Below are 20557 nucleotides of genomic sequence, written 5' to 3' on the forward strand. Positions count from 1 at the left end.
ACGTTATGGCCTGATAACAGGCGCCACGCCGCCATGCTGGCCCATGCCTGCGACATTACCAAAATACACATCCAGATCCTGCCGGGGCCGGAAATGACGCAGCCTGACTTGCAAGGTAGTGGGATTGATCCTGGTAAATGTGCCGGGAAAGCACAGGCTGACCAATTCGTCGGGCTTGCCCTTGATCAGGTTCAAGGTAAAGTCTTCGATGCCATTCTTCCAGGTGTTACCGGTCGTCAAAATATAAGAGACGGCCACGGCATTGACCACACCGTTCTCACCGGCCCTGGCGGCCAGGCGCTGCCAGGTTTTCTGGAAGCCCTGATCGGTGCAGTATTTCTTTTCAAACTCTTTGTCATCGCCCAGGTAAGTAGCGGCGCTACCAGCCGCGACAAACGGCGCATATTGGTGGCGCACCCATACGACTTTACCGGCGGGGAATTTCTGCTGCCACAGGTAAATGACTTTCACCGTCCAGGCTGGCACCCATTCTTCGTCGTAGAGCTGGCCCAGCAGGCCCTCCTTGATCATGGCCGCGCGCTGGGACTCGCTCAAGGGCGCGATCTTTTTATCGAATGGCGTGTGCGAGGGGAAGTAGGCAATTTGCGGGTCCGTCAAGCCCAGTGCACGCAAACGCGCCGTCACATCCTTGCCATCGACCTCGACGGAGAACTGCTGCGGCTGGCCATAATACGTGGGTGAGCCGTGGTAGCCGGCCGCGTATTCGGGCAAGGGGAAGAAGATGGTTTCTTCCACATCCTTGCCTGACTCGTTCAGGAACTCGTAGTCCACCTTGATCAAATCGGCGCTCACGCTGAGCACTTCCTTTTTCATGGCCACGGCGTCCGTCTTGCCAAACACGATGCCGCCCGCGCTTTGGGCGGCGATACCGTCGTTGGCCAAGGCTGGCGCGGCAAACAGCAACGCCAGTGTGGCCACCAAGGTGCGCACGCCCATCAGGCGGCCTTGCCCGATGCCGGCTCCTGGCGGCGCTGCAAGACGAAAATCGGCTGCGCCCATTGCGTATCCTTTTTCTTCTTGCTGGTGATCAGGGTCAGCTCCGACGGGTCATACACATCCGTATTGTGCGTCAGCGGCGTGGTCATCAGATACTGCGCTTCCGTATTTTTCAGGAACTCGCCCACCAGCTGGATGTTGCGGATGTCGAGGTGGGCAAACGGTTCGTCGATAAAGACAAAGCCGCCGGAACCATCTTCCGACTTCAGCAAACCGATCAGCAGCACCAAGGATTTCATGACTTGCTGGCCGCCCGATGCCTCGCCATCGTTCATGCCGATCACGCCCTTGCCATCGAACTTGAAGCGCACGTGCAAGCCTGCCTGCGACAGCTGCACATCGTCGTTTTCCAGGCGTACGGGGTCGGCATGCACTTCGATACCGGCCAGTTCGCCCAGCTCCTTGATGTTCTTGCTGTAAGTCTTGATGGTGTAGCGCAAGCGCTCCATATAAGCGCCACGGGCATTGCCGGTCGCTTCGATGGCGCGGTTGTTCTGGTAGCGGCGCTCATCGGTTTCCGACTGGCGGCCATGCAATTGGTCCGACAGGCGGTGATGCTGGTCGATCACGGTGGCGTCCAGCTCCCAGTCGTCGCGCGCCAGGCTGCTTTGCAGGCTGGCCACGCGCAGGTCGACTTGGTGCGAGTTTTGATGCTCGGCCACCAGCGCGGCGCGGCGCGACGGCCGGCGCCAGCTTTTCGGCAAGTGGCGCCAGGTGCGGCGCAAGGCCAGCAAGGCGCGTGCGTGTTCGGCGCGCTGCTCGATCTGCTTCTTGTAGCCCAGGCGCGAACCGGCTTCCGCTTCCGACAGGGCCAGGCGCGCGTTTTGCCACACGGTATCGGCACGCGTGCGCACCACGGTGGCGTTCTTGGTGAGATTTTGCAACTCACCCAGGCGGCTGCCCACCTCCAGGCGCTCTTCTTTCAAGGGCTTGGAATTGCGCAGCGCTTCGGCGAATTCTTCCTGGCGTGCGCTCAGTTCCTTGGCTGCGTCGACGCCGGCGATACGCGCCTTCAAGGCGCCCACTTCGGCTGCCAGTTTCGAAATCGCCAGGGTCAAGGTATCTTCCTGCGCTTCCAGGCCAGGCAGGGAGCGCAGCAGCGCTTCCAGGCGGCCGGTGCGGCCAGCCTGGCCAAACCGATAGCGCGAGGCTTCCACGAACAGCGAGCGCCCGCCGCGGCGTTCGCGGTGATACGCCTCGGGCGTAATCCACTCTTCATGGTTGCCCAGCTTGAAACCGGCTTCCACGGAATCGACGCGGGCGATGCGCGACAATTGTTCGATCAGCCAGCTAGGCACGGGCGCGGAAAATTTGACGACCGCCAGCAGGCTTTCGTCTTTCGCCGTCGGCGCCGTGACCAGCTCGGGCACGATGAAGTGGCGATAGCGTTCTTTCTCGGCCAGACGATAGGCGGCGGCCGCATCCTTGGCCTTGTCCAGCAAGACGACCGAAGCGTAACCACCGAGTACGCCTTCGACGGCGCCCTGCCAGCGGCTGTCCGTCACTTCGACGATATCGGACAGCATGGCGTGGGCGATGCCCGCGTCGCGCAGCGCACGGCGCATGCCGCGCACATTGTCCGGTTCCGGCATGGCCGTCTTGCCCTGCAGCGCGGCGATGGTCGCCTGCTCGCCGGCGATACGCGCCGACAAGGCATCGCGCTGCTGGCGTTGACGCAGCAAGTCCGCTTCCTTCTGTTCCAGCTGGGCCGCCACTTCGGCGATATCGCTGCCGGAGTCCGCCGCCAGCTTTTGCAGGCGTTCTTTTTGTTCCAGCAGGCTGTCGAGCGGCTTCAGTTTCGCATTGATCAGGGACAAACGGCTTTGCAGGCCGATCGATTCCTGTTCCAGCAGGGTTTCATTCATTTGCGCATCCGACAGCGCCTTCGCTTGCGCGGCCAGCGCATTGCGCTTTTCCGTCAGCTGCTGGTCGGCCTGGGCCATCGGCTTGCGCGTTTCACGCAACTGGCGGCTGGCGGTGGCGGCTTTTTCGCGCGCCTCGTGGTACTGCAAGCTGGGCAGCACTTCTTCGAGCAGGTTACGGCGCTCCTTGTGCAAGCCTTCCCATTGATGGTAATTGGCCACGCGCAGGCGCAAGCCTTCCAGATTGGTTTTCGACGCTTCCAGTTCCGTTTCGAAACGTTTCAGCTCTTCTTCCGTATCGCGCTGGTGGCGCTTGGCTTCATCGTAGGCGTCCAGCACTTCCTTGTCGCCAAACACCTGGAACACCAGGTCGAGCAGCTGGCGCGGCGCGTATTCGCACAATTTGTCCGTCTCGCCCTGCTCCAGCGCCAGCACTTTCGACATGGCCGGCGACAGACCGGCATTGGCCAGGCGCTTGCGGTAGTTTTCCACGCCCAGCCAGTCGTTGGCATCAGTGATGTCTTCGATCTGCACATTGCCCGGACGCATCAGATACTGGCGCTTCCAGTCGCCGCCATTCTTCTGGATCTGGCAAAACAAGGTCACTTCATCATCGCTGAAGAAGCCGGAGCTGCGGAACGGACGGTTCGACAGCTGCTTGCCCATATTCTTGTTGTCGACCACGGCGCGCAGCCAGGCCGTCTGCTGGCCCGAATGGCGCGCATAGTGCTTGTACGTGCGGCCCATCGAGCAGTCGAGGCCGAACAGGGTGCGCAGCGCGTCGAGCAAGGTGGTCTTGCCTGAACCGTTCTGGCCCGCGATGGTAATGATCTTCGCGTCGAGCGGAATATTCTTGATGCGCTGCCAGTAATCCCAGTGCACCAGTTCAAGTGATTTGATATGAAACATGGGCGCTTTCAGTGAGGGATGTCGGACGAGGTGTCATCGTCGGTATCGACGGCGAGGTCGGCGTCCGCGTCGAGCAGCGGATCGCCGACTGCCACCAGGCGGGCCGGCGCGCGCTTGAACACGTCGGCCAGCGCGCCATTGATGATGCGTTCCTTGAGCACGTCGGTATCCATCATCAGGTCCAGCAGCGGGCCTTCGAGCAGCACGTCGCCGCGCCGTTCGATAAAGCCCAGCTTGGCCAGCGTGCCCAGGTTCATGTCCATGCGCGTCTTCTTGCCCAGCTTGTCGCCGAAGTCCGACAGCAGCGCCTTGTAGGAAATGCCGATCGAGGTATCTTCCGCGCGCGGCAGCGGCTTTTCGGTGCCGAACATATCGTTCTGGTCATCGTCTGCATGCTGGTGCGTTTCCTGGCGTTCGCGCTTGGGCAGGATGATCTGCGCCCACAGCACCACCAGCAAGGCCACGCCATCGCGGGCCAGGCCAAAATTATTGTTTTGCCAGACATCGCGCGCGCCGAAAATCTTCGGTTCGATGGTGCGCGTCAGGGCCAGGGTCACATGGTCGGCGTAGACGTTGTCGAGCAGTTTCAGGCCGCAGGCGAGCAGGCGCGCATCGACTTCGGCGCGGAACAACTCGTCGGACAGCACGCGCTTGACCAGCTTCTCGTCGCGGCGCAGGGTTTGATGCGTGAGCAGGCGCGCAATCAGGATTTGGGAATCGTCATTCATCGGCTGGGCCGCTATCTAAATCAAGTGAAACATTCAGTGAAAGCGAGGCGATCGACATGGCTGCCACATGGGGGTCGGCCAGTTGGACCATCTCGTCGGTCGGTGTAAAGGTGATCGGCAAACGGGCCAGTTCGGCCGTCGCGCCCTGCAAGCTCGCTTCGGATACATCGCCCAAGAGCGGCAGCATCGAGGCGCGGTACGAGGCCACGGCAAAGCTGGCTGGCAGCAGCGAATCCTGCACCGGCACCGACTTCGGTCCCTCTTCGCCGATGCTGGGGAAATTGCCCAGGCTGGCGAAGTTCGACAGGCGTTCGAGCAAATCGTCGAGTTCGAGCTGCATGGCCGGGCCATCGCTGATGGTGGTCGGCGCATCTTCGCCGCTGGGCAAGCCCGTATTGGCCACGCCGGCCGCGCGCTCGGCCAACAATTCTGTTTCCGCCACGTCGATCATTTCGGCTGGTGTCGAGAACAGCGGCACCACCGGCTGGTCGATGGCGCCTTCGGCCAGGCTCGCCAGGTCTTCATGCAACAGCAGCCAGCGCTTGATATCGGTAGTCGACAAGCCCGACTGGCCCAGGTGCACGCGCTGGCGTTCGATCTGGTTCAGCGCGCGCGAGAACATGCCTTGCATATTAAGCAATTTACTTTGCGCGCGGCCGATCGCTTGCGCTGCCTTGTGGGTGGCGCCATCCGCGTTTTCATCCGACGTAATCGCCAGCAAGATTTCGGACCCTTTCTCTACCCAGTCGCACGCCATATTCCACTTCGCCTGCGCCGTGCGCAAGCGGAATTCGGAACCGGAAGCGATGGCGTCGGAAAATTCTTCCGTCAAATCCACCAGGCGCCCCAGCAAGTGCTGCAATTGCTCCACCGACACGCCGCCCACGGCTTGCGCGCCGGCCACCTGCGACAGCAAAAAGCCCATTTCAGCTTCATCTTCCGTCTGGCCCAGGCCCAGCAAGCTGTCGATGGCAGACAAGACATTGCGCGCCATCGGCGTCACGCGGTACACGCCCTGCTGTGCATCCCAGGCCAGCAACTGGTTGGAACGCAAGCGCAGCAAGACCGTTTCCAGGCTTTCTGGCAACAGATACGCGAGTTTCTGGTTGATGTCGGCGCGCGTGTAAGCGGACGTGGCAACGTCGGCCGCCAGCTCGCGCAACACCAGCAAGCGCACCAGCACGCCGTCGAAACCGCCATGAAACAGGGCCGTAAACACTTGCAGCAGCGGCTGCGCCCGTTTCAAATGGAATACCTGCTCGATTTCATCAGCTGAAATATTCGGCTGGAAATGCGCCTGCAAAGAATCGTGATGCTCTTGCTCTGTCTGATTTGCATCCGCAGCCACGGCTGCACTTGCCATTATATCAATCATTCTATTCCGGATGAGTGTTCAGCGGGCGGCGCAGCGGGCGAAAGCGGCGCTGCGGGGCGGGGGCGTCAGTATATCAGTTCTGACATGCAATTCGACGCATGGGAGGGGCTAGCGCGGACAAGACGCAACGCCGTAGACATACAGCCTCACGCAGAGAGAACTCAATCTGTGGCCAGAACTGCCGAGTCTGACCTCAGATTGATAGCAAGCACTTACTTTTTAACGATCTTTTGCAAGGTCTGCTCGACATAATCGCCATCGACGTCGGCAAACGTCACTTTCACGGGGTACCATTCCAGCGATGGCGCCAGCCACAGGTCTACCTGCTGGCCCTGCTTGTTCGGCGGCGGCGCCTTGATTAGATGCAAAGCCGTGACGTCGCCCTGGCCGGTAGCCACGGTTTCTTCCTTGATCACCTTGAAAGTCCATGGCTCGGCGTCGCGGCGGCCAGCCACAAAGAAGGTCCATTCGGAACCGGGCACGAATTTTTCCGGTGCGGCGCGGGCCACGCTGACCAGTTGCCAGACGGTGCTGTTGCGGTCTTGCTCGCCGCCCTTGAGCGGGTAGCTGTCATCGCCTTCGCTAAAGACGATGGTCTTGCTGTCGCGCTTGAAGGTGGTGGTCGCCGCATCCTGACGGAAACGCTTTTCCACGAATTGCGACGGCGCCAGGCCAAAATCATCGACCGCGCCATCGCTGCGCTGTTCCAGGATCTTGCCAAACAGGGCCACCTTGGTTTCCGCCAGCAGTGAATACTTGCCATCGCCGGCACGCCAGGCGCTGACCGACTCGCCTGCCAGGGCAATGCCGCGCTGCTTGGCCTTGATCGTGTAGCTCAGGTCGGCCGATGGCGCCAGCTTGAAGGCGCGCTTGATCACGGGGTGGTCGACTGGTGCATCCGCCATGGCGGGCGCCATGGTCGCAGCCAGCAAACCGGCTGCCAGCAAATGTTTAAAAGGGGTCAAAGGTTTCATTTATTTTCCTGTTGCATAGTTGTCGAGGGCGCAGCGACGGTAATTTTGGAGACGGTTTGCGTGGTCAGCGCGCCGCTCGCTTCAGTATTGCGTATTTGTACCGGATACCATTGCAAGGACGGCGCCAGCCAGATATCGAGCTGCGACGAATACGAACCCGGTTTCGGTGGCCGGCTCAGATGCCAGGTCACCAGGCGGCCCATCTTCGTTTCAATCTCTTCCTCACCTACCAGCTTGAAGCGGAACACGGTTGCATCAGCCTCTTCGCCGACCAGGATATCGATATTGCCGGCCAGCTGATTGACGTCGCCGCGGCCGATGGCGGCCAGCTGGAACGGCACGCTGGCCTTGTCCTGGGCCCCTGGCAGCCAGGGCACGGAAGCGGTGCTGGCCGAAAACGTGATGGTTTTCTGTGCTGCATTGAAATGCGTGGCCGTCTGCGAACGGCCCTTGCGTTTTTCCGTCGCCGTGACGGGCACGATACCGCTGTCGTCAATGATACCTGTACTGGTCAACACCAGCAGATTGATGCGTGTAATGAGCATGCTCAAGCCCACTTCCAGCTTCAATTGGTAGTTGTCCCCCTTATTTTGCCATGACATGGCTGCCACGCCTGTCCATTTGGTGCCATCGGCGTCACGCCGGTCCACCTGCATGTCAAATTCGGCCGACGCGGGCACGTTGATCTTGTAGTGCAGCGGCGCAGCCGGTGGTGGTAGTGCCGGCGCGGGCGCCGGCTCAGGCGCAGCCGCCGCTTGTGGCGGCGCTGCCGGAATGACCGCTGCAGCTGGCGGCGCCACGGGGCCTTCGGGCACATCGCTGGGCGGCGCCGTCAATTCAGCCGCCACGCTCGATGGCAGCGGTACTTCCAGCGGCGGCGGTGGTGGTGGCGGCCTTCGCTCGGCTTGCGGCTTGCGCCTCGGCGGCGGCGGCGGCGGTGCAGGCGCGACGGGCAAGGGCTTGGGTGGTGCGGCGATCAATTCCATGTCCACCACACGCGTAACGTCCTGCGCTGGACGTGTCATGCCAGCGTGCGAATTGAGCCAGTCGAGCGCCAGCACGTGCAGCAGCACGATCACGACGATAAAAACAACGGTGCGGCGGCGCGGCGGCGAAAAGAAAGGGGCGGGCGTCATGGCTGCTAGTGTAACGCCTCTTGCACTAATTCTGCCGCAGAGCGCCACGCTACAGATCAGCTTTTATGTAAGAAAATGTAGATGAAAAATGTACGCCAGATTGTGTCAGTTGCAAGCTGATATCTGCTAGGCTAAGGGTATAAACCTACCAGGAGACTACCGCATGGACTACCCGCAAATGCCCCAGATGCCCGGTGCAGCAGTTGTGAGCGATACACTCGACTTCGTCAAAAACTTGTGGGGCAGCATGAGCGTGCCTGGCATGGGGGTGCCCGGCATCACCGCGCCCACCCTGTCGGTGGAGGAACTGGACAAGAAAATCAATGACTTGAAGGCGGTCGAAGCCTGGCTGAACTTGAATACCAGCATGCTGCGCGGCAGTATTCAGGCGCTGGAAGTGCAGCGCGGCACCATCGCCACCTTGAAATCGATGGGCGCTTCGCTGGCGGCAGCCATGAGCCAGCCTGACGCCAGCGAAAAGTCGCTGTTTGAATCGGCGCCCTACGCATCCGCCTTCTTCCAGCAGCCTGCGCCACCGGCGAGCGCCCCTGCAGCGGCGCCTGTACCAGCGCCAGCGCCCGAAGCAGCCCCGGCAGCTAGCGAGGCCAGCAGCCATGCAGCGGCCCAGCTGGCTAATCCAAATGCTTGGTGGAATTTATTGCAGGATCAATTCAAACAGGCCGTCTCGACCGCCATGTCGCCCGAAACACCCAGTAGTGCGGCGGGTTCGGGAGATAACGCCAAAGCACCGGCCAGCAAACGGGCCAAACCGGCAGAGTCAGGTACGGGCGCGAACATAGGAAGAAGCGCAGGGAAAAGCACCGTCAAGGCCAAGGCACCAGCCCGCAAGGCAACCGTGAAGCGCGCTGCGGCCAAGCCTGCGGCGACAAGCAAAAAGTAAATAGCAAACAGCTAGTCAGCAGGCAGTGCTGCCGTCAGCACATGGTCAGGCGATGCGGTGAATGCGGATCGCCTCGATCAAATTGTCTGCCTGGCGTTTGACGTCACCGATGGTGATCAGGCCTTCGTCGGCCAGCGCCTTGGCATGCTCGTACGAGCTCTGGAATGTTTCCAGCGTGTCACCCTTGGCGGCTACCGGGCGTACCCAGGCGATGCTGCCGACTTTCATTTTTTTGTAGACTTCATTGACCACATCACGCATATTTTCATCCTTATTGTTATAAAGCAACTCCAGCGCGGGCAAGCCGACGCTGGCCCCTAGTTTATCATCCGACACGGCCACGCACAGGTTTTGCGGATTTTTCCGCCACAGCCACGGCTTTTTCAAGCACCACGGCCTCCCCTTCTGGCGCGGGCGGCGGAGTCAGTTGCAACAGTTGCTCCATCAATTGGGCGAAACGTTGCTGTCCCGGTGCAATTTTGTCTACATATAACAACACTTCCATCGCCTCTTCGGAAAGCGCCTGCTGGTAGCCCCGCTGCTGCAAAAAGGACACGATGATTTGCGCCGAGTTGAACAGGATGCGCAGATTATTCGGCAGTTTTTCACGCGCCGCGCGCATCCATTCGACCGCCTCGTTGAGCTTATCGGTTTTCCATAGCAGCACACCCTTGTTCATCAGATCCGACGCTTCCTTGCGTGCCGCATTGATCAGGCTAGCGCCCTCATCACCCATCTTCGCCTTGTCGAAGATCTTTTGTACTTCATCCTGCACCACCTGGTTGTCATGGTTATTTTTGACCACATAGCACAGCAGGCCGGCCGGCGCATCCTTGACGCCGACGGCAAACAGCAAGGTGGCCAGCTCCATGCAGATGCTTTTTTCGGGCCGCACGGGGTCCTCGGCCAGCATCGCTTCAAGTTCATCACCGCACTTGCGCGCGCGCCGGTAGTCCCCGGTTTCGTGATGCACCATGCCTTCCGTGATCTTGGCCCGCAAGCCGATCTGCTCGGGCGGAAATTCGCGCTGCGCCAGCAACAGCCATTGCAGCGCTTCCTTGGCGACGTTTTTCATGCCGCAGACGCGCGCCAGGCCCAGATAGGCATCGGGCGTCTTCATGACAGAAAACTCGCCGATGGACACGCATTTGCGGAAGGCCTTTTCCGCCATCGGAACATTACCGATCTTCAGCGCCGCCAGTCCCAGGTTGCGCTGGCGCGGCACGGAATTGGGCGACAACCGGGCGGCTTTTTCCAGCACGCCGCAGGCTTCTTCATGCTGTCCCATCAACTGGTAGGCGACCGCCATCTGGTCGTAGGCGTCGATGTAATACTTGTTTTCAACGATCACGCCCTGGAAGATCTGCCGCGCCGCCTCATGTTCGCCGTTGTTCATGCGGATCTTGCCCAGACCCGCCTTGGCCCAGCTGTAATCACGCTCGGCCAACACTTTTTCATACACGGCACGGGCCTTTTCCGGCTCGCCGCTTTTCAGCAGCAAACTGGCCTTCATGCGCAGCAATTCCAGCTCGTGCAGCTTGTTCAATTCGATCTGCGCGTCGCACAGCCTGGCCGCCCGCAGATAATCCTTTTCCAGGCAAGCCTGGTCGATTTCGCGGAACACCTGCTTCTTGTGCCACACGCGGTTCAAACGCGTCAGCAGCACGCCTTCCGTGATCGGCTTGATCAAATAAGCATCGGGCTGGTGTTCGGCCGCGCCCATCACCGATTCCACGCTTTTTTCGGCCGACACCATCAGCCACACGCTGGACGGCGCCGTCAGGTTGCGCACGCGCGTCTCTTCCAGCACTTGCTGGCCGTTCTTGCCCTCGCCCAGATTGTAATCGCACAGCACCACGTCGTAGCGCGTCTTGGCCAGCAGCTTCATGGCTTCGCCGCCGCTGGCCGCCTGGTCGATATGGCGCGCACCCAGGTTGCGCAGCGATTCACGCAGCAGGATGCGGATGCCGATGAAGTCGTCGACCAGCAGATAATGCTTGTCGGCCCAATCAGTGGACCCGGCCTCGATGGCGCTGCCCTTGTTTTCCGTCGTCATGGTGATAGCTCGCTCAGGGCAAACGCAGGATGAAGCAACCGCCGCCCAGGGCGCCGCCATTGGCCAGCGCGATGCTGCCGCTCTGGCCCCGGTACTTATGCATCTTGGCGACCTCGCTGGAAAAATACAGGCCCAGCCCGGTGCTATTGGTAGAAAAATCCACGCCTGCCTGCATGCCGTTCATGGCGGCGCTGCCTGCCTCGATCAGCGCCTGCGAATAGCCTTCGCCATTGTCTTCCACGCGCAATTCGAGCACCGCGTCCACCTCCCGCGCAGACAGGCGTATCGTGTCTTTGGTATAGCGGATGGCGTTGTTGATGGCGTGCGCCAGCACGCCGATCACCAAATCTTCATCGAGCGTCCAGATCAGCTCAAGAGGGAAATCGGTTTCCAGCCGTATGCCCTTGGAGGCGAGCAGGATTTTTTCCTGGTCCACCACCTGCTCGACCACTTGCGCCACCAGTTGCGGCTGCACATCGAAGGGGTAGCCGGGCTTGCCTACTTCCTTGTACAGGGCCAGTAGCTGGATCAGGTTATCGTTGAGGCGCTTGGTCTGGTACAGCATCTGCGCCATCTGCAGGTAGGCCGGAGCATTCTGCGCCGCGTCGATATCCGCCCTGGCCTGTTCGGCTGCCAGCAGGGATTCCAGCGTGCCACTCAAGACGCTGATTGAATTTTTCATGTCGTGCACGGTCGACGCCAGGAACAGGAAAAGCTCGGGCGAGCTGTGTTGATCTTCCACCGGATATCTCCTTGGGCGCCAGCGGCACCGCGCCGCGGCTCAAATGTTGCCACAAGCAAATTATACCGCCCGTGATAGCGCATCAGCCAGCATAGCGCAGAAGTCGGTGAGATAGCACAAACACCATAAAAAATGCCGCCCCGCGTACAACACGGGACGGCATCAAGTAATGCATGCTGGCGGTATCAGCGCCGTGCGCCAGCCAGGCGCCGCACCACCGTGATCAAGCGGTCGATTTCCTCGTAGGTGTTATAAAACGCGAACGAGGGGCGCACCGTCGCTTCCACGCCGAAGCGGCGCAGAATCGGCTGGGCGCAATGGTGGCCAGAACGCACGGCAATGCCTTCTTCATTGAGCGCGTGGCCCACTTCCGACGGCTCGTAACCGGCCAGCACGAAGGACGCCACGCTGGCCTTGTCCAGCGCCGTGCCGATCAGGCGCACGCCCGGTATCGCTTGCAGGTGGTGCGTGGCATATTCGAGCAGGGCGTGTTCGTAGGCGGCGATGTTTTCCAGGCCGATGCGCTGCACATAATCGATCGCTGCGCCCAGGCCCACGGCGTCGGCGATATTACCGGTGCCCGCCTCGAAACGGTTCGGTACGCCCTGGTAGACCGTGCGCTCGAACGTCACGTCGGCGATCATGTTGCCGCCGCCCTGCCATGGCGGCAATTGCTCCAGCAAATCGGCCTTGCCGTACACGGCGCCTATGCCCGTCGGGCCGAATACCTTGTGGCCCGAAAACACATAAAAGTCGGCATCGAGCGCCTGCACATCGACCCGCAAATGCGAGACCGCCTGCGCGCCATCGACTACCACGCGCACACCAGCCGCATGCGCCAGCGCAATGATCTGCGCTATCGGCGTGACGGTGCCCAGCGCATTCGACACCTGTGTCACGGACACCAGTTTGGTGCGGCCGTTAAGCAGTTTGCGGAATTCATCGAGGATGATCTGGCCGCTGTCGTCGACGGGAATGACGCGCAGGGTGGCGCCCTTTTCCGCCGCCAGCTGCTGCCACGGCACGATATTGGCGTGGTGTTCCAGCTGCGAGACGATGATCTCGTCGCCGGCGCCGATGAACTTGCGCCCGAAGGTATTGGCGATCAGGTTGATGCCTTCGGTAGCGCCGCGCACGAAGATGATTTCATTGGGCGAGCCAGCGCCCAGGAAGTTGGCCACCTTGGCGCGCGCCGCTTCATACGCATCGCTGGCGCGGGCCGCCAGTTCATGCGCGGCGCGGTGAATGTTCGAATTTTCGTGCGCGTAAAAATACGCGATACGGTCGATCACCGATTGCGGCTTGTGCGTGGTGGCGGCATTGTCGAACCAGGCCAGCTGCTTGCCCTTGACCCGCTCGGACAGCACGGGAAAATCGCGGCGCACGGCATGCACGTCGAAAGCAGCCGGTGTCTGGTGATGCGCCCTGGCTTCCTGCCTTGCCGGCAGCACGGTCTGGAAATAAAACTCGGGCTGGCCCCCCGCTGGCGTGAGCGGCAACTGGCGCGCGGGCGCACGCTCGGGAGCAGAAAACAGGCCGCGTAAATCATGGTCGCCAGTGTTCCCCTGCCCCTGTCTTGCCAGTCCATCGAGATTGCCGTTCGACGCAGGATAGCCATGCGCGCCACCGAGAAAATAATACGGTGACGGCGCAGCAATCGCAGAAGCGCGCGGCGTCGGCACGGAAGCCGGCGCAGGCGCTACCGGCACTTCCAGCGGCGGCGTGACGGGTGGCACTTGCGCCGTCGCCACGCCAGGGGCGATAGCCGCAAACGATGGTCCCGGCTGCGGCGGCGGACGGTTGGCATAACGGGGCGCAGCATCGAGCACGCTGCCCGAGCCGCCCAGGCTGGGCGACTTGTCCAAGGCAGTGGGCAGCCCTGGCAGGCGCGCGAAAAACTCGCCTGCCAGGCGGTTCAGGGTCGCTTCGTCGGGCAGCAGGGATGCAGGCGGTGAAGACGGCGCCAGCGCCGCCACACCATTACTTGTAGGTGTCTGGGTAGTCATGGTATTTACCGATCTCCACGTCTTCCAGTACGGCCACCGCATCGTCGGTCAGCACGGCCAGCGAGCAATACAGCGAAATCAGGTAGGACGAAATCGCATGGCGGTTGATGCCCATGAAACGTACCGACAGGCCAGGGCTTTGCTCGCCCGCCAGGCCAGGCTGGAACAGGCCGATCACGCCCTGGCGCTGTTCGCCCACGCGCAGCAGGATGATCTTGGTCTTGCCGTCTTCGATCGGCAGTTTATCGGACGGCACCAGCGGCACGCCTCGCCAGGTCAGGAACTGCGAACCGAACAGGCTGACGGTCGGCGGCGGCACGCCACGGCGCGTGCATTCGCGGCCAAAGGCGGCAATCGCCAGCGGGTGGGCCAGGAAGAAGCCAGGCTCTTTCCATACCTTGGTCAGCAATTCGTCGAGGTCGTCCGGCGTCGGCGCGCCCGTCAGGGTGAAGATGCGCTGGTCGTCGTGCACGCTGGCCAGCAGGCCGTAATCGGGGTTGTTAATCAGTTCGCTTTCCTGGCGTTCCTTGATCGTCTCGATCGTCAGGCGCAGCTGTTCCTTGATCTGGTCGTGCGGGCTGCTGTACAGGTCCGACACGCGGGTGTGAACGTCGAGCACGGTGCTGACGGCGTTGAGGAAGTATTCGCGCGGCTGTTCTTCGTAGTCGACAAAGGTTTGCGGCAGTTCCGACTCGTCGCGCTGAGAGCAGGCGACGCGCACGTCTTTCGGATTCTTGACACGGTTCAGGCGATAGATACCTGCTTCCACGGGCAGCCACTGCAGCAAATGCACGAGCCAGCGCGGCGTGATGGTGGATAACTGGGGAACGCTCTTGCTTGCATTGGCCAACTGGCGCGCTGCGTTATCGCCAAGCGCAAATTGACTCTCGGGTGCTTCTGCCATGAATACTCCTAATGAGGAAAATGAATATGCTTATCTGAAAAACAAATAAAGTATCGACGGCCTCCCCATTTCTCTCAACATGCTATCGCCACCAAGTCTGGCCTTACACCAAACAAAACCTACTGCGCGTCACGATTTGCAGTCTCCGATGCTCACTGCCTCGGCGGCCCCGTGCGACGCACAGCTCCGCTTCTCGACCACAACTCGCTTCCGCTCGCTACGGTTTTGTTAGGTGTCGTTACGTCTCGTATTAATCCACCAGCTCCGGTTCGCAACGCTCCATCAGGCTGGCCAGGCCGATGCCCAGGGCGCTAGCCAGTTTTTCCACCGTCAGCAGCGATGGCGTGGCGGCGCCCCGTTCGATTTCGCCGATAAAGGAGCGGTTCAAGTCGGCCGCTTCAGCCAGCCGCTCCTGCGACCAGCCATGTCCTTCGCGTAACTGGCGCACGGCCAGTCCAAACTGTTTGATCAGCATCGTGTCCTCAAGGTTGATGGGTATAGGAAGCGGCCACGGCATCGGTTTCGCGTGGTACTTCCTGGTGGTTCTGCGCCTGTGTCACATGGCTGTGCGGCGCCACGTTACGCGTCAGCCAGACATTGCCGCCGATGACGGAACCCTGGCCTATGGTCACCCGGCCCAGGATGGTGGCGCCCGCATAAATCACGACATCGTCCTGCACGATAGGGTGGCGCGCCAGGCCTTTTTTCAGCACGCCGTCGCTACCTGCAGGGAAGCGTTTGGCGCCCAATGTCACGGCTTGGTAGATGCGTACGCGCTCGCCGATGATGGCCGTCTCGCCGATCACCACGCCAGTGCCGTGGTCGATGAAAAAACTGGACCCGATGACGGCGCCCGGATGGATATCGATGCCCGTCTGCGAATGCGCCACTTCGGCGATGATGCGCGCCACCAGCGGCGCACCCAGCACGTGCAGGCTGTGCGCCAGCCGGTAATGGATGATGGCCAAAATACCGGGATAGCACAGCAGCACTTCATCGACACTGTGCGCGGCCGGGTCGCCATGGAAGGCGGCCTGCACGTCGGTGTCGAGCTGGGCGCGGATGCGCGGCAAGGCTCGGGCGAAGCGCTGCACGATGGCCAGCGCCTGCTGTTCGATGGGCACAGTCTGCTGCAAGCCATGCTGGCGCGCGTGGTAACTGAGCTCGCGCCGCACCTGTTCATGCAGATTGGTCAAGGTCGTGTCGAGCGTGTGGCCGACAAAAAAATCTTCGCTTTCCTGCTGCAGGTCGAGCGGTCCCAAACGCATCGGGAACAGCGCCGCGCACAGGGCAGCGACGATATCGCGCAAGTGCTGGCGCGAAGGGAATTCGCGCGCGCCGCATTCCTGATGCCGTAGCAAACCTTCGCGCCAGCGCTCGCGCACCGTGCGCAATTCATCGACAATCTGGCGCAATTCCCACTGCGGCTGCGCAGGGAGGGAGGCGGTGGCGCCCGTAGGCAAGGCACGCTGGTTCATGATGGTCCTGGGTGGAGGGGGAAAGAACGGAGGGAGCGATTAATCCTGTAACCAGGGTAAGGCATGCCAGCGCCAGCCACCGCTGTGGCCACGCTGCTGCTGGTCGTCGAGGTCGCCCTCGAAGCCTTGCGCGATATTGAAGACGTTCGTAAAGCCGGCCTTGGCCGCGGCTTCGGCAGCCAGCGCCGAACGCTTGCCGCTGCGGCAAAGCAGCAGCACCACGGCCGCCTTGTCGCGCACCTTGGCTTCCAGTTCACGCGTGAAACGGGGGTTGCGGTTCATGGACGTGCCGGTGGCCCATGCCACGTGCAAGGACTCGGGTACATGACCGACAAAGATGCGCTCTTCATTCGTTCGCACATCAACCAGCAGCGCCTTGTTGGCCTGTACCAGCTGCCAGGCGTCTTGCGCGCTGACGATGCCGGCATACGGCAGGTTTTGCGCTTGCGCCTGGGCGCGCGCAGCATTGAGCACTGCCTCAAACGCCCCGTCGCCATGGATGGCGCGGGGATCGAAATTCAATTCTGTTGCTGCCACTGTTACGGCCATGATTCCACCTCTTTACGTCATCAAAAAACCAGCACGAGCCCACTGTAGCGAACTTGCCTTGTTCAGAAAACAAATAAAAAAGAGAATGGAAAGATGAAAAACGTATATGACTAGGCTGCGCCGCTGCGCCGCCGTTCGCGTAACAAGAATCTACCCGGGTCTAACGCTTCAGCCAGTTGGACTTCGACCGGCAGCGGTTCACCTTCCAGCTGGCAGGCCAGTAATTCGGCCGCCAGCGGCGCCCAGATCAAACCGCGCGAGGCATAGCCCAGCAAACCGAACAGGCCCGGCCAGCGCGGCACGTCGCGCAGGCGTTCACAGCGGCCCGGCACGGAAGGATTAGGCAAGGCACCCGCCAGCGGCAAGCGGTCCGGCGCCACGCAGCGAAAACCGGTGCGCCCGGCCAGCGGGGCATCGAACGATGGCACGCCCAGGATATCGGCGACCTTGCCGATATTTTCCTGCTGGCTGGTGGCGCGCAAGGAAGCGTCACCGTCCGCATCGTAGGTGGCGCCCACGCAGACGATGCCTTGGTGGGCCGGCGTCATATAGGCTTCACGGCACAGCACAAACGGCAGCTCGGGCAAGCTGCCTTGCGCCAGATGCGTGACTTGTCCACGCACCGCATCGAGCGGCAGGCTGGCCGCCTGTGCCAAATGTATGGCGCCATTGCCGGCCGCCAGAATTACGGTGGGCGCCTGGGCGATCAAGCTGCCATCGCCATCGCGCACCAGCCATTCATCCTGTTCTCTTTGCAGAGTGACGGCGCTGCGTGAAAAACGCCGCGTCAGCAAGCTACCACAGGCGTCCAGCATGGCTGCGCATACGCTGGACGGGCGCGCCCAGCCGCCTTGGGCAAACCACCAGGCGCCGTGTGGCGCCGGTGAGCCTAGCATGGTGGACGCTTCAGGTGCTTCCAGCCAGCGGGCAAATTCGGGGGGTGGCAAGGCGGTGGCGGCGATCTGCCGCTGTACCTGCGCGTGCTGCGCGTCGCGCGCCAATTGCAGCACGCCGCATTGCTCACCTTCGTATCCCGTGCCCACGCCTCCCAGGGTTTGCCAGTGGCGCAGCGCATACAGGTAGGCGGCGCGCACCAGGCGCGTGGCCACGTTATCGTCTTTCGACAGTTGCGGCATGAAGATGCCGGCCAGGTTGCCCGACGCCTCGCTGGCCGGCTGGCCATGGCGTTCAATCAAGGTCAGTCGCCAGCCGCGCGCCGCCAGCCGCTCGCAGGCGGCGGCGCCGGCCAGACCCGCGCCAATCACGATGGCGCGCCGCTCCGGTTTGACAGCAAGCGCCGGCCCTGCCCCACGACGTTGAAACACGGCGCGCAAACGGCTGTCGTCAAACACAAAACCGGCCTTTTGCAAGGCCGCGCGCTGCCCATCGCCCAGCTGCGCGGCGTACAAATGGGCGCCATCGGCCATCAACCGCGCCAGCACCGTCAAGGATGACGGCACAGCCGCCAGCCAGATTTCATCGATGCGCGCAGACAGTTGCGCCAGGCCGGCATCCACGTCGCCGATCAGCAAGTCGAGCGTGACCAGGCCATCGGGCGACAGCATGCGGTGCAGGCCTGGCACAAAGGGCGGCCACTGCTTGCGCCACGGTTCCGGCAACTGGCCGGCATCGACGGGACGGGGCGCCAGCGCAATGAAATGCAGCCGCTGCCCGCCATGGCGGATGCAAACGGCGCCAAACCGCGCGCTGTCGAAATCCGTATCGAGCGCGACGATGGTGTCGAACGACATCAGGCAGCCGTGCGGCAAAAACAGCTAGGCGCGTGGTCATTGACCATGCCGATGCCCTGCATATAGGCGTAGATGATGGTCGAGCCGACGAACTTGAAGCCGCGTTTGGCCAAGTCTTTCGAGAGGCGGTCCGACAAGGCCGTCTTGGCGGGAAACTCACCGGGCTGCCAGGCATTGACGATGGGCTGGCCATCGACGTAGCTCCACAAGAAGCTGTCGAGCGTCAGTCCTTCCGCGCGCAGGCGCAGGTACGCTTGCGCATTCGTGATGGCGGCCGCAACTTTGAGGCGGTTGCGCACGATGCCCGGGTCGGCCAGCAATTGCGCCACCTTGTCCGGGCCATAGGCGGCGATCTTTTCCGCATCCCAGCCATCAAAGGCGGTACGGTAGGTTTCGCGTTTATTGAGGATGGTTTCCCAGCTCAGGCCCGCCTGCGCGCCTTCCAGGTTCAGCATCTCGAACAGCCGCCGCTCATCGTGGCAGGGCACGCCCCATTCTGTGTCGTGGTACTCGACATAGCGTGGATTGGCCGGATTGGCCCAGGAGCAGCGGGTGATGGTCATGGTATTTTTTCCTGATTAGGCAGGCCGTCAGTATAGATTATCGGCCGCGCAGTATGCGCCCCAGCTCGCGCAAGCCATGTTCGATCTCGGCCGGTGGAATGGCCGCAAATCCCAGCAGCAGTCCGGGCGGCGTGGCGCATGCAGGGCCGGCAGCAGGATCGGCGTAGTGGCCCAGCGGACGCAGTTCGACGCCGCGTTCCAGGCCCGCGCGCGCGACGGCTTCTTCCTCGTGGTGCGCATGGCGAAAGTAGGCGCACAGTTCCAGGCCGCTGTCGGCCGGGCCGCACGCCAGCTGGTCGCCTAGTTCGCGGGCGATGCCGCGCAACAGCAGGTCGCGCCGCTCGGCATTGCTGTCGCGCGTGCGCCGGATATGGCGGCCGAAATGGCCTTCGGCGATAAAGTCCGCCAGCGCCATCTGCGGCACGATGGCTGTGTGGCGGTCAGCCACGGCCTTGGCCTGCACCAGCGCCTCGGCCAGCGCGGGCGGCGCCACCATGTAGCCGAGACGCAAGCCAGGAAACAGCACTTTCGACAAGGTGCCCACGTACACCACGCAGCCAGCCCGGTCCAGGCTTTGCAATGACGCCAGCGGCGCACCCGTGTAGCGGTATTCGCTGTCGTAATCGTCTTCCACCACCCACGCTTTCTGCTGCGCGGCCCAGGCCAGCAAAGCCAGGCGGCGCGGTAAACTCATGCTCACGCCCAGCGGCAGCTGGTGCGACGGCGTCACATATAGCAGTTTGGCTTGCGGACAATGCATCGCGCCATAGGCCACGTCCAGTCCCTGTGCATCGACGGGTACGGGAAACACCTGCGCACCAGACGCCCGCAGCGGCCCGCTGGCGCCACGATAGCCGGGCGACTCCATCCAGGCGCTATCGCCAGGCGCCAATAAAATCGTCGACAGCAAAAACAGCGCCTGCTGCGAGCCCGAAGTGATGACGATCTGCTGCGGCGTGCACTGGACGCCGCGCGACGCTTGCAGGTACACGCACAGCAGCTCGCGCAGCGGCAGATAGCCGGCCGGATCGCTGTAGCCAAAATGATGATCGGGATGGCGCCAGCGGCGCGCTTCCAGCCGGTTCCACACATCGAATGGAAAATGGTCGATGCGCGGCATGCCGACGCGGAAAGCCCGCAATGGCCCCCGGTGAAACGCCACCTGGTCCATGGCCCTCACCACGCGCTGCCCCCGTTCGGACAGGGGCCGCAGCAAGTCCGGCGCCGCCGCTGCGGGTGCAATGGATACGCGTACATCGCGGCTGACAAAAGTGCCCCTGCCTACCGCGCCATCGAGATAGCCTTCAGCCGTCAACAGCGCATAGGCGTTGAGCACGGTCTGGCGCGATACCGCCAGCAACTGGCAAAAGTCGCGCGTGGGCGGCAGCTGCATGCCGGGACCGATGCTGCCATCGAGAATGGCGGCCTTGAGGCCCGCATACAGCTGGCGGAATAGCGGCTCAGGTAGTGCGCGGTCCAGCGGCAGCGCGGCGATCATGGTGTGTAAATGGGAGGCTTGCATCAGCGCGATATCAAATTGGTAGCTTCAAGATAGCATTTATTGGTTATTTTAAATAGCCAAAACTGGGGCTAAGATATGTCCTCT

The 20557-nt window shown here is 61.9% G+C and carries 18 protein-coding genes; 1 reads left to right on the forward strand and 17 read right to left on the reverse strand.

Annotated features, from left to right (window positions below):
* Positions 1-3: 3 nt before the first annotated feature.
* The 6 genes from HDE75_RS22165 to HDE75_RS22190 form a co-directional block, all read right to left on the reverse strand.
* Positions 4-1020: a DUF4424 family protein gene (locus tag HDE75_RS22165; protein WP_183680568.1), complete on the reverse strand. Its 1017-nt coding sequence runs from the start codon at positions 1018-1020 to the stop codon at positions 4-6.
* Positions 957-3788 (reverse strand): ATP-binding protein, encoded by a 2832-nt coding sequence (locus HDE75_RS22170; protein WP_183680570.1) that lies wholly within the window; start codon positions 3786-3788, stop codon positions 957-959. Before HDE75_RS22170 ends, HDE75_RS22165 begins: the two co-directional genes overlap by 64 nt.
* Positions 3789-3796: 8 nt before the next feature.
* The gene (locus HDE75_RS22175; RefSeq protein WP_183680572.1) at positions 3797-4516 is read right to left on the reverse strand and encodes a hypothetical protein; all 720 of its coding nucleotides are present in this window, start codon (positions 4514-4516) and stop codon (positions 3797-3799) included.
* Entirely contained in the window at positions 4509-5879 is a 1371-nt protein-coding gene (locus tag HDE75_RS22180; protein ID WP_183680813.1) for a hypothetical protein, read from the reverse strand. The genes HDE75_RS22175 and HDE75_RS22180 overlap by 8 nt, the downstream gene beginning before the upstream one ends.
* Before the next feature lie 224 nt (positions 5880-6103).
* Positions 6104-6865, reverse strand: a complete 762-nt coding sequence (locus tag HDE75_RS22185; protein WP_183680574.1) for a DUF3108 domain-containing protein — start codon at positions 6863-6865, stop codon at positions 6104-6106.
* Positions 6862-8001 carry a DUF3108 domain-containing protein gene (locus HDE75_RS22190; RefSeq protein ID WP_183680576.1) on the reverse strand — a complete coding sequence of 380 codons (1140 nt, stop codon included), beginning with the start codon at positions 7999-8001 and terminating at the stop codon, positions 6862-6864. The genes HDE75_RS22185 and HDE75_RS22190 overlap by 4 nt, the downstream gene beginning before the upstream one ends.
* 163 nt (positions 8002-8164) lie before the next feature.
* Here HDE75_RS22190 and HDE75_RS22195 point away from each other — a divergent pair, with 163 nt between their 5' ends.
* On the forward strand, positions 8165-8902 hold the full coding sequence (locus HDE75_RS22195) for a PhaM family polyhydroxyalkanoate granule multifunctional regulatory protein (RefSeq protein ID WP_183680578.1): 738 nt from the start codon (positions 8165-8167) through the stop codon (positions 8900-8902).
* Positions 8903-8947: 45 nt separating this feature from the next.
* On the opposite strand, the gene HDE75_RS22200 is transcribed toward HDE75_RS22195, so the two are convergent.
* From HDE75_RS22200 to pdxR, 11 genes are all read right to left on the reverse strand, one after another.
* Complete coding sequence (locus tag HDE75_RS22200; RefSeq protein ID WP_183680580.1) at positions 8948-9163, reverse strand: hypothetical protein; 216 nt, start codon at positions 9161-9163, stop codon at positions 8948-8950.
* A 64-nt stretch (positions 9164-9227) separates the two neighbouring features.
* Positions 9228-10958, reverse strand: a complete 1731-nt coding sequence (locus HDE75_RS22205) for a tetratricopeptide repeat-containing response regulator (RefSeq protein WP_183680582.1) — start codon at positions 10956-10958, stop codon at positions 9228-9230.
* A 13-nt stretch (positions 10959-10971) separates the two neighbouring features.
* Positions 10972-11700, reverse strand: a complete 729-nt coding sequence (locus HDE75_RS22210) for a sensor histidine kinase (RefSeq protein WP_311735151.1) — start codon at positions 11698-11700, stop codon at positions 10972-10974.
* Between the two features lie 185 nt (positions 11701-11885).
* On the reverse strand, positions 11886-13706 hold the full coding sequence (locus HDE75_RS22215; protein WP_183680584.1) for a family 2A encapsulin nanocompartment cargo protein cysteine desulfurase: 1821 nt from the start codon (positions 13704-13706) through the stop codon (positions 11886-11888).
* Positions 13681-14610 (reverse strand): family 2A encapsulin nanocompartment shell protein, encoded by a 930-nt coding sequence (locus HDE75_RS22220; RefSeq protein WP_183680586.1) that lies wholly within the window; start codon positions 14608-14610, stop codon positions 13681-13683. Before HDE75_RS22220 ends, HDE75_RS22215 begins: the two co-directional genes overlap by 26 nt.
* A 250-nt stretch (positions 14611-14860) precedes the next feature.
* Complete coding sequence (locus HDE75_RS22225; protein ID WP_260174260.1) at positions 14861-15085, reverse strand: helix-turn-helix domain-containing protein; 225 nt, start codon at positions 15083-15085, stop codon at positions 14861-14863.
* A 7-nt stretch (positions 15086-15092) separates the two neighbouring features.
* Positions 15093-16088, reverse strand: a complete 996-nt coding sequence (gene epsC, locus HDE75_RS22230) for a serine O-acetyltransferase EpsC (RefSeq protein ID WP_183680591.1) — start codon at positions 16086-16088, stop codon at positions 15093-15095.
* Positions 16089-16127: 39 nt separating this feature from the next.
* Positions 16128-16637, reverse strand: a complete 510-nt coding sequence (locus tag HDE75_RS22235; protein WP_183680593.1) for a rhodanese-like domain-containing protein — start codon at positions 16635-16637, stop codon at positions 16128-16130.
* A gap of 110 nt (positions 16638-16747) precedes the next feature.
* The gene (gene mnmC1, locus HDE75_RS22240) at positions 16748-18388 is read right to left on the reverse strand and encodes an FAD-dependent 5-carboxymethylaminomethyl-2-thiouridine(34) oxidoreductase MnmC1 (protein ID WP_183680595.1); all 1641 of its coding nucleotides are present in this window, start codon (positions 18386-18388) and stop codon (positions 16748-16750) included.
* Positions 18388-18951, reverse strand: a complete 564-nt coding sequence (locus HDE75_RS22245; protein WP_183680597.1) for a DNA-3-methyladenine glycosylase I — start codon at positions 18949-18951, stop codon at positions 18388-18390. Before HDE75_RS22245 ends, mnmC1 begins: the two co-directional genes overlap by 1 nt.
* A gap of 37 nt (positions 18952-18988) precedes the next feature.
* Entirely contained in the window at positions 18989-20473 is a 1485-nt protein-coding gene (gene pdxR, locus HDE75_RS22250) for a MocR-like pyridoxine biosynthesis transcription factor PdxR (RefSeq protein ID WP_183680599.1), read from the reverse strand.
* Positions 20474-20557: the final 84 nt, after the last annotated feature.

It is taken from the genome of Janthinobacterium silvisoli (assembly GCF_014200725.1).
Classification (GTDB): domain Bacteria; phylum Pseudomonadota; class Gammaproteobacteria; order Burkholderiales; family Burkholderiaceae_D; genus Janthinobacterium.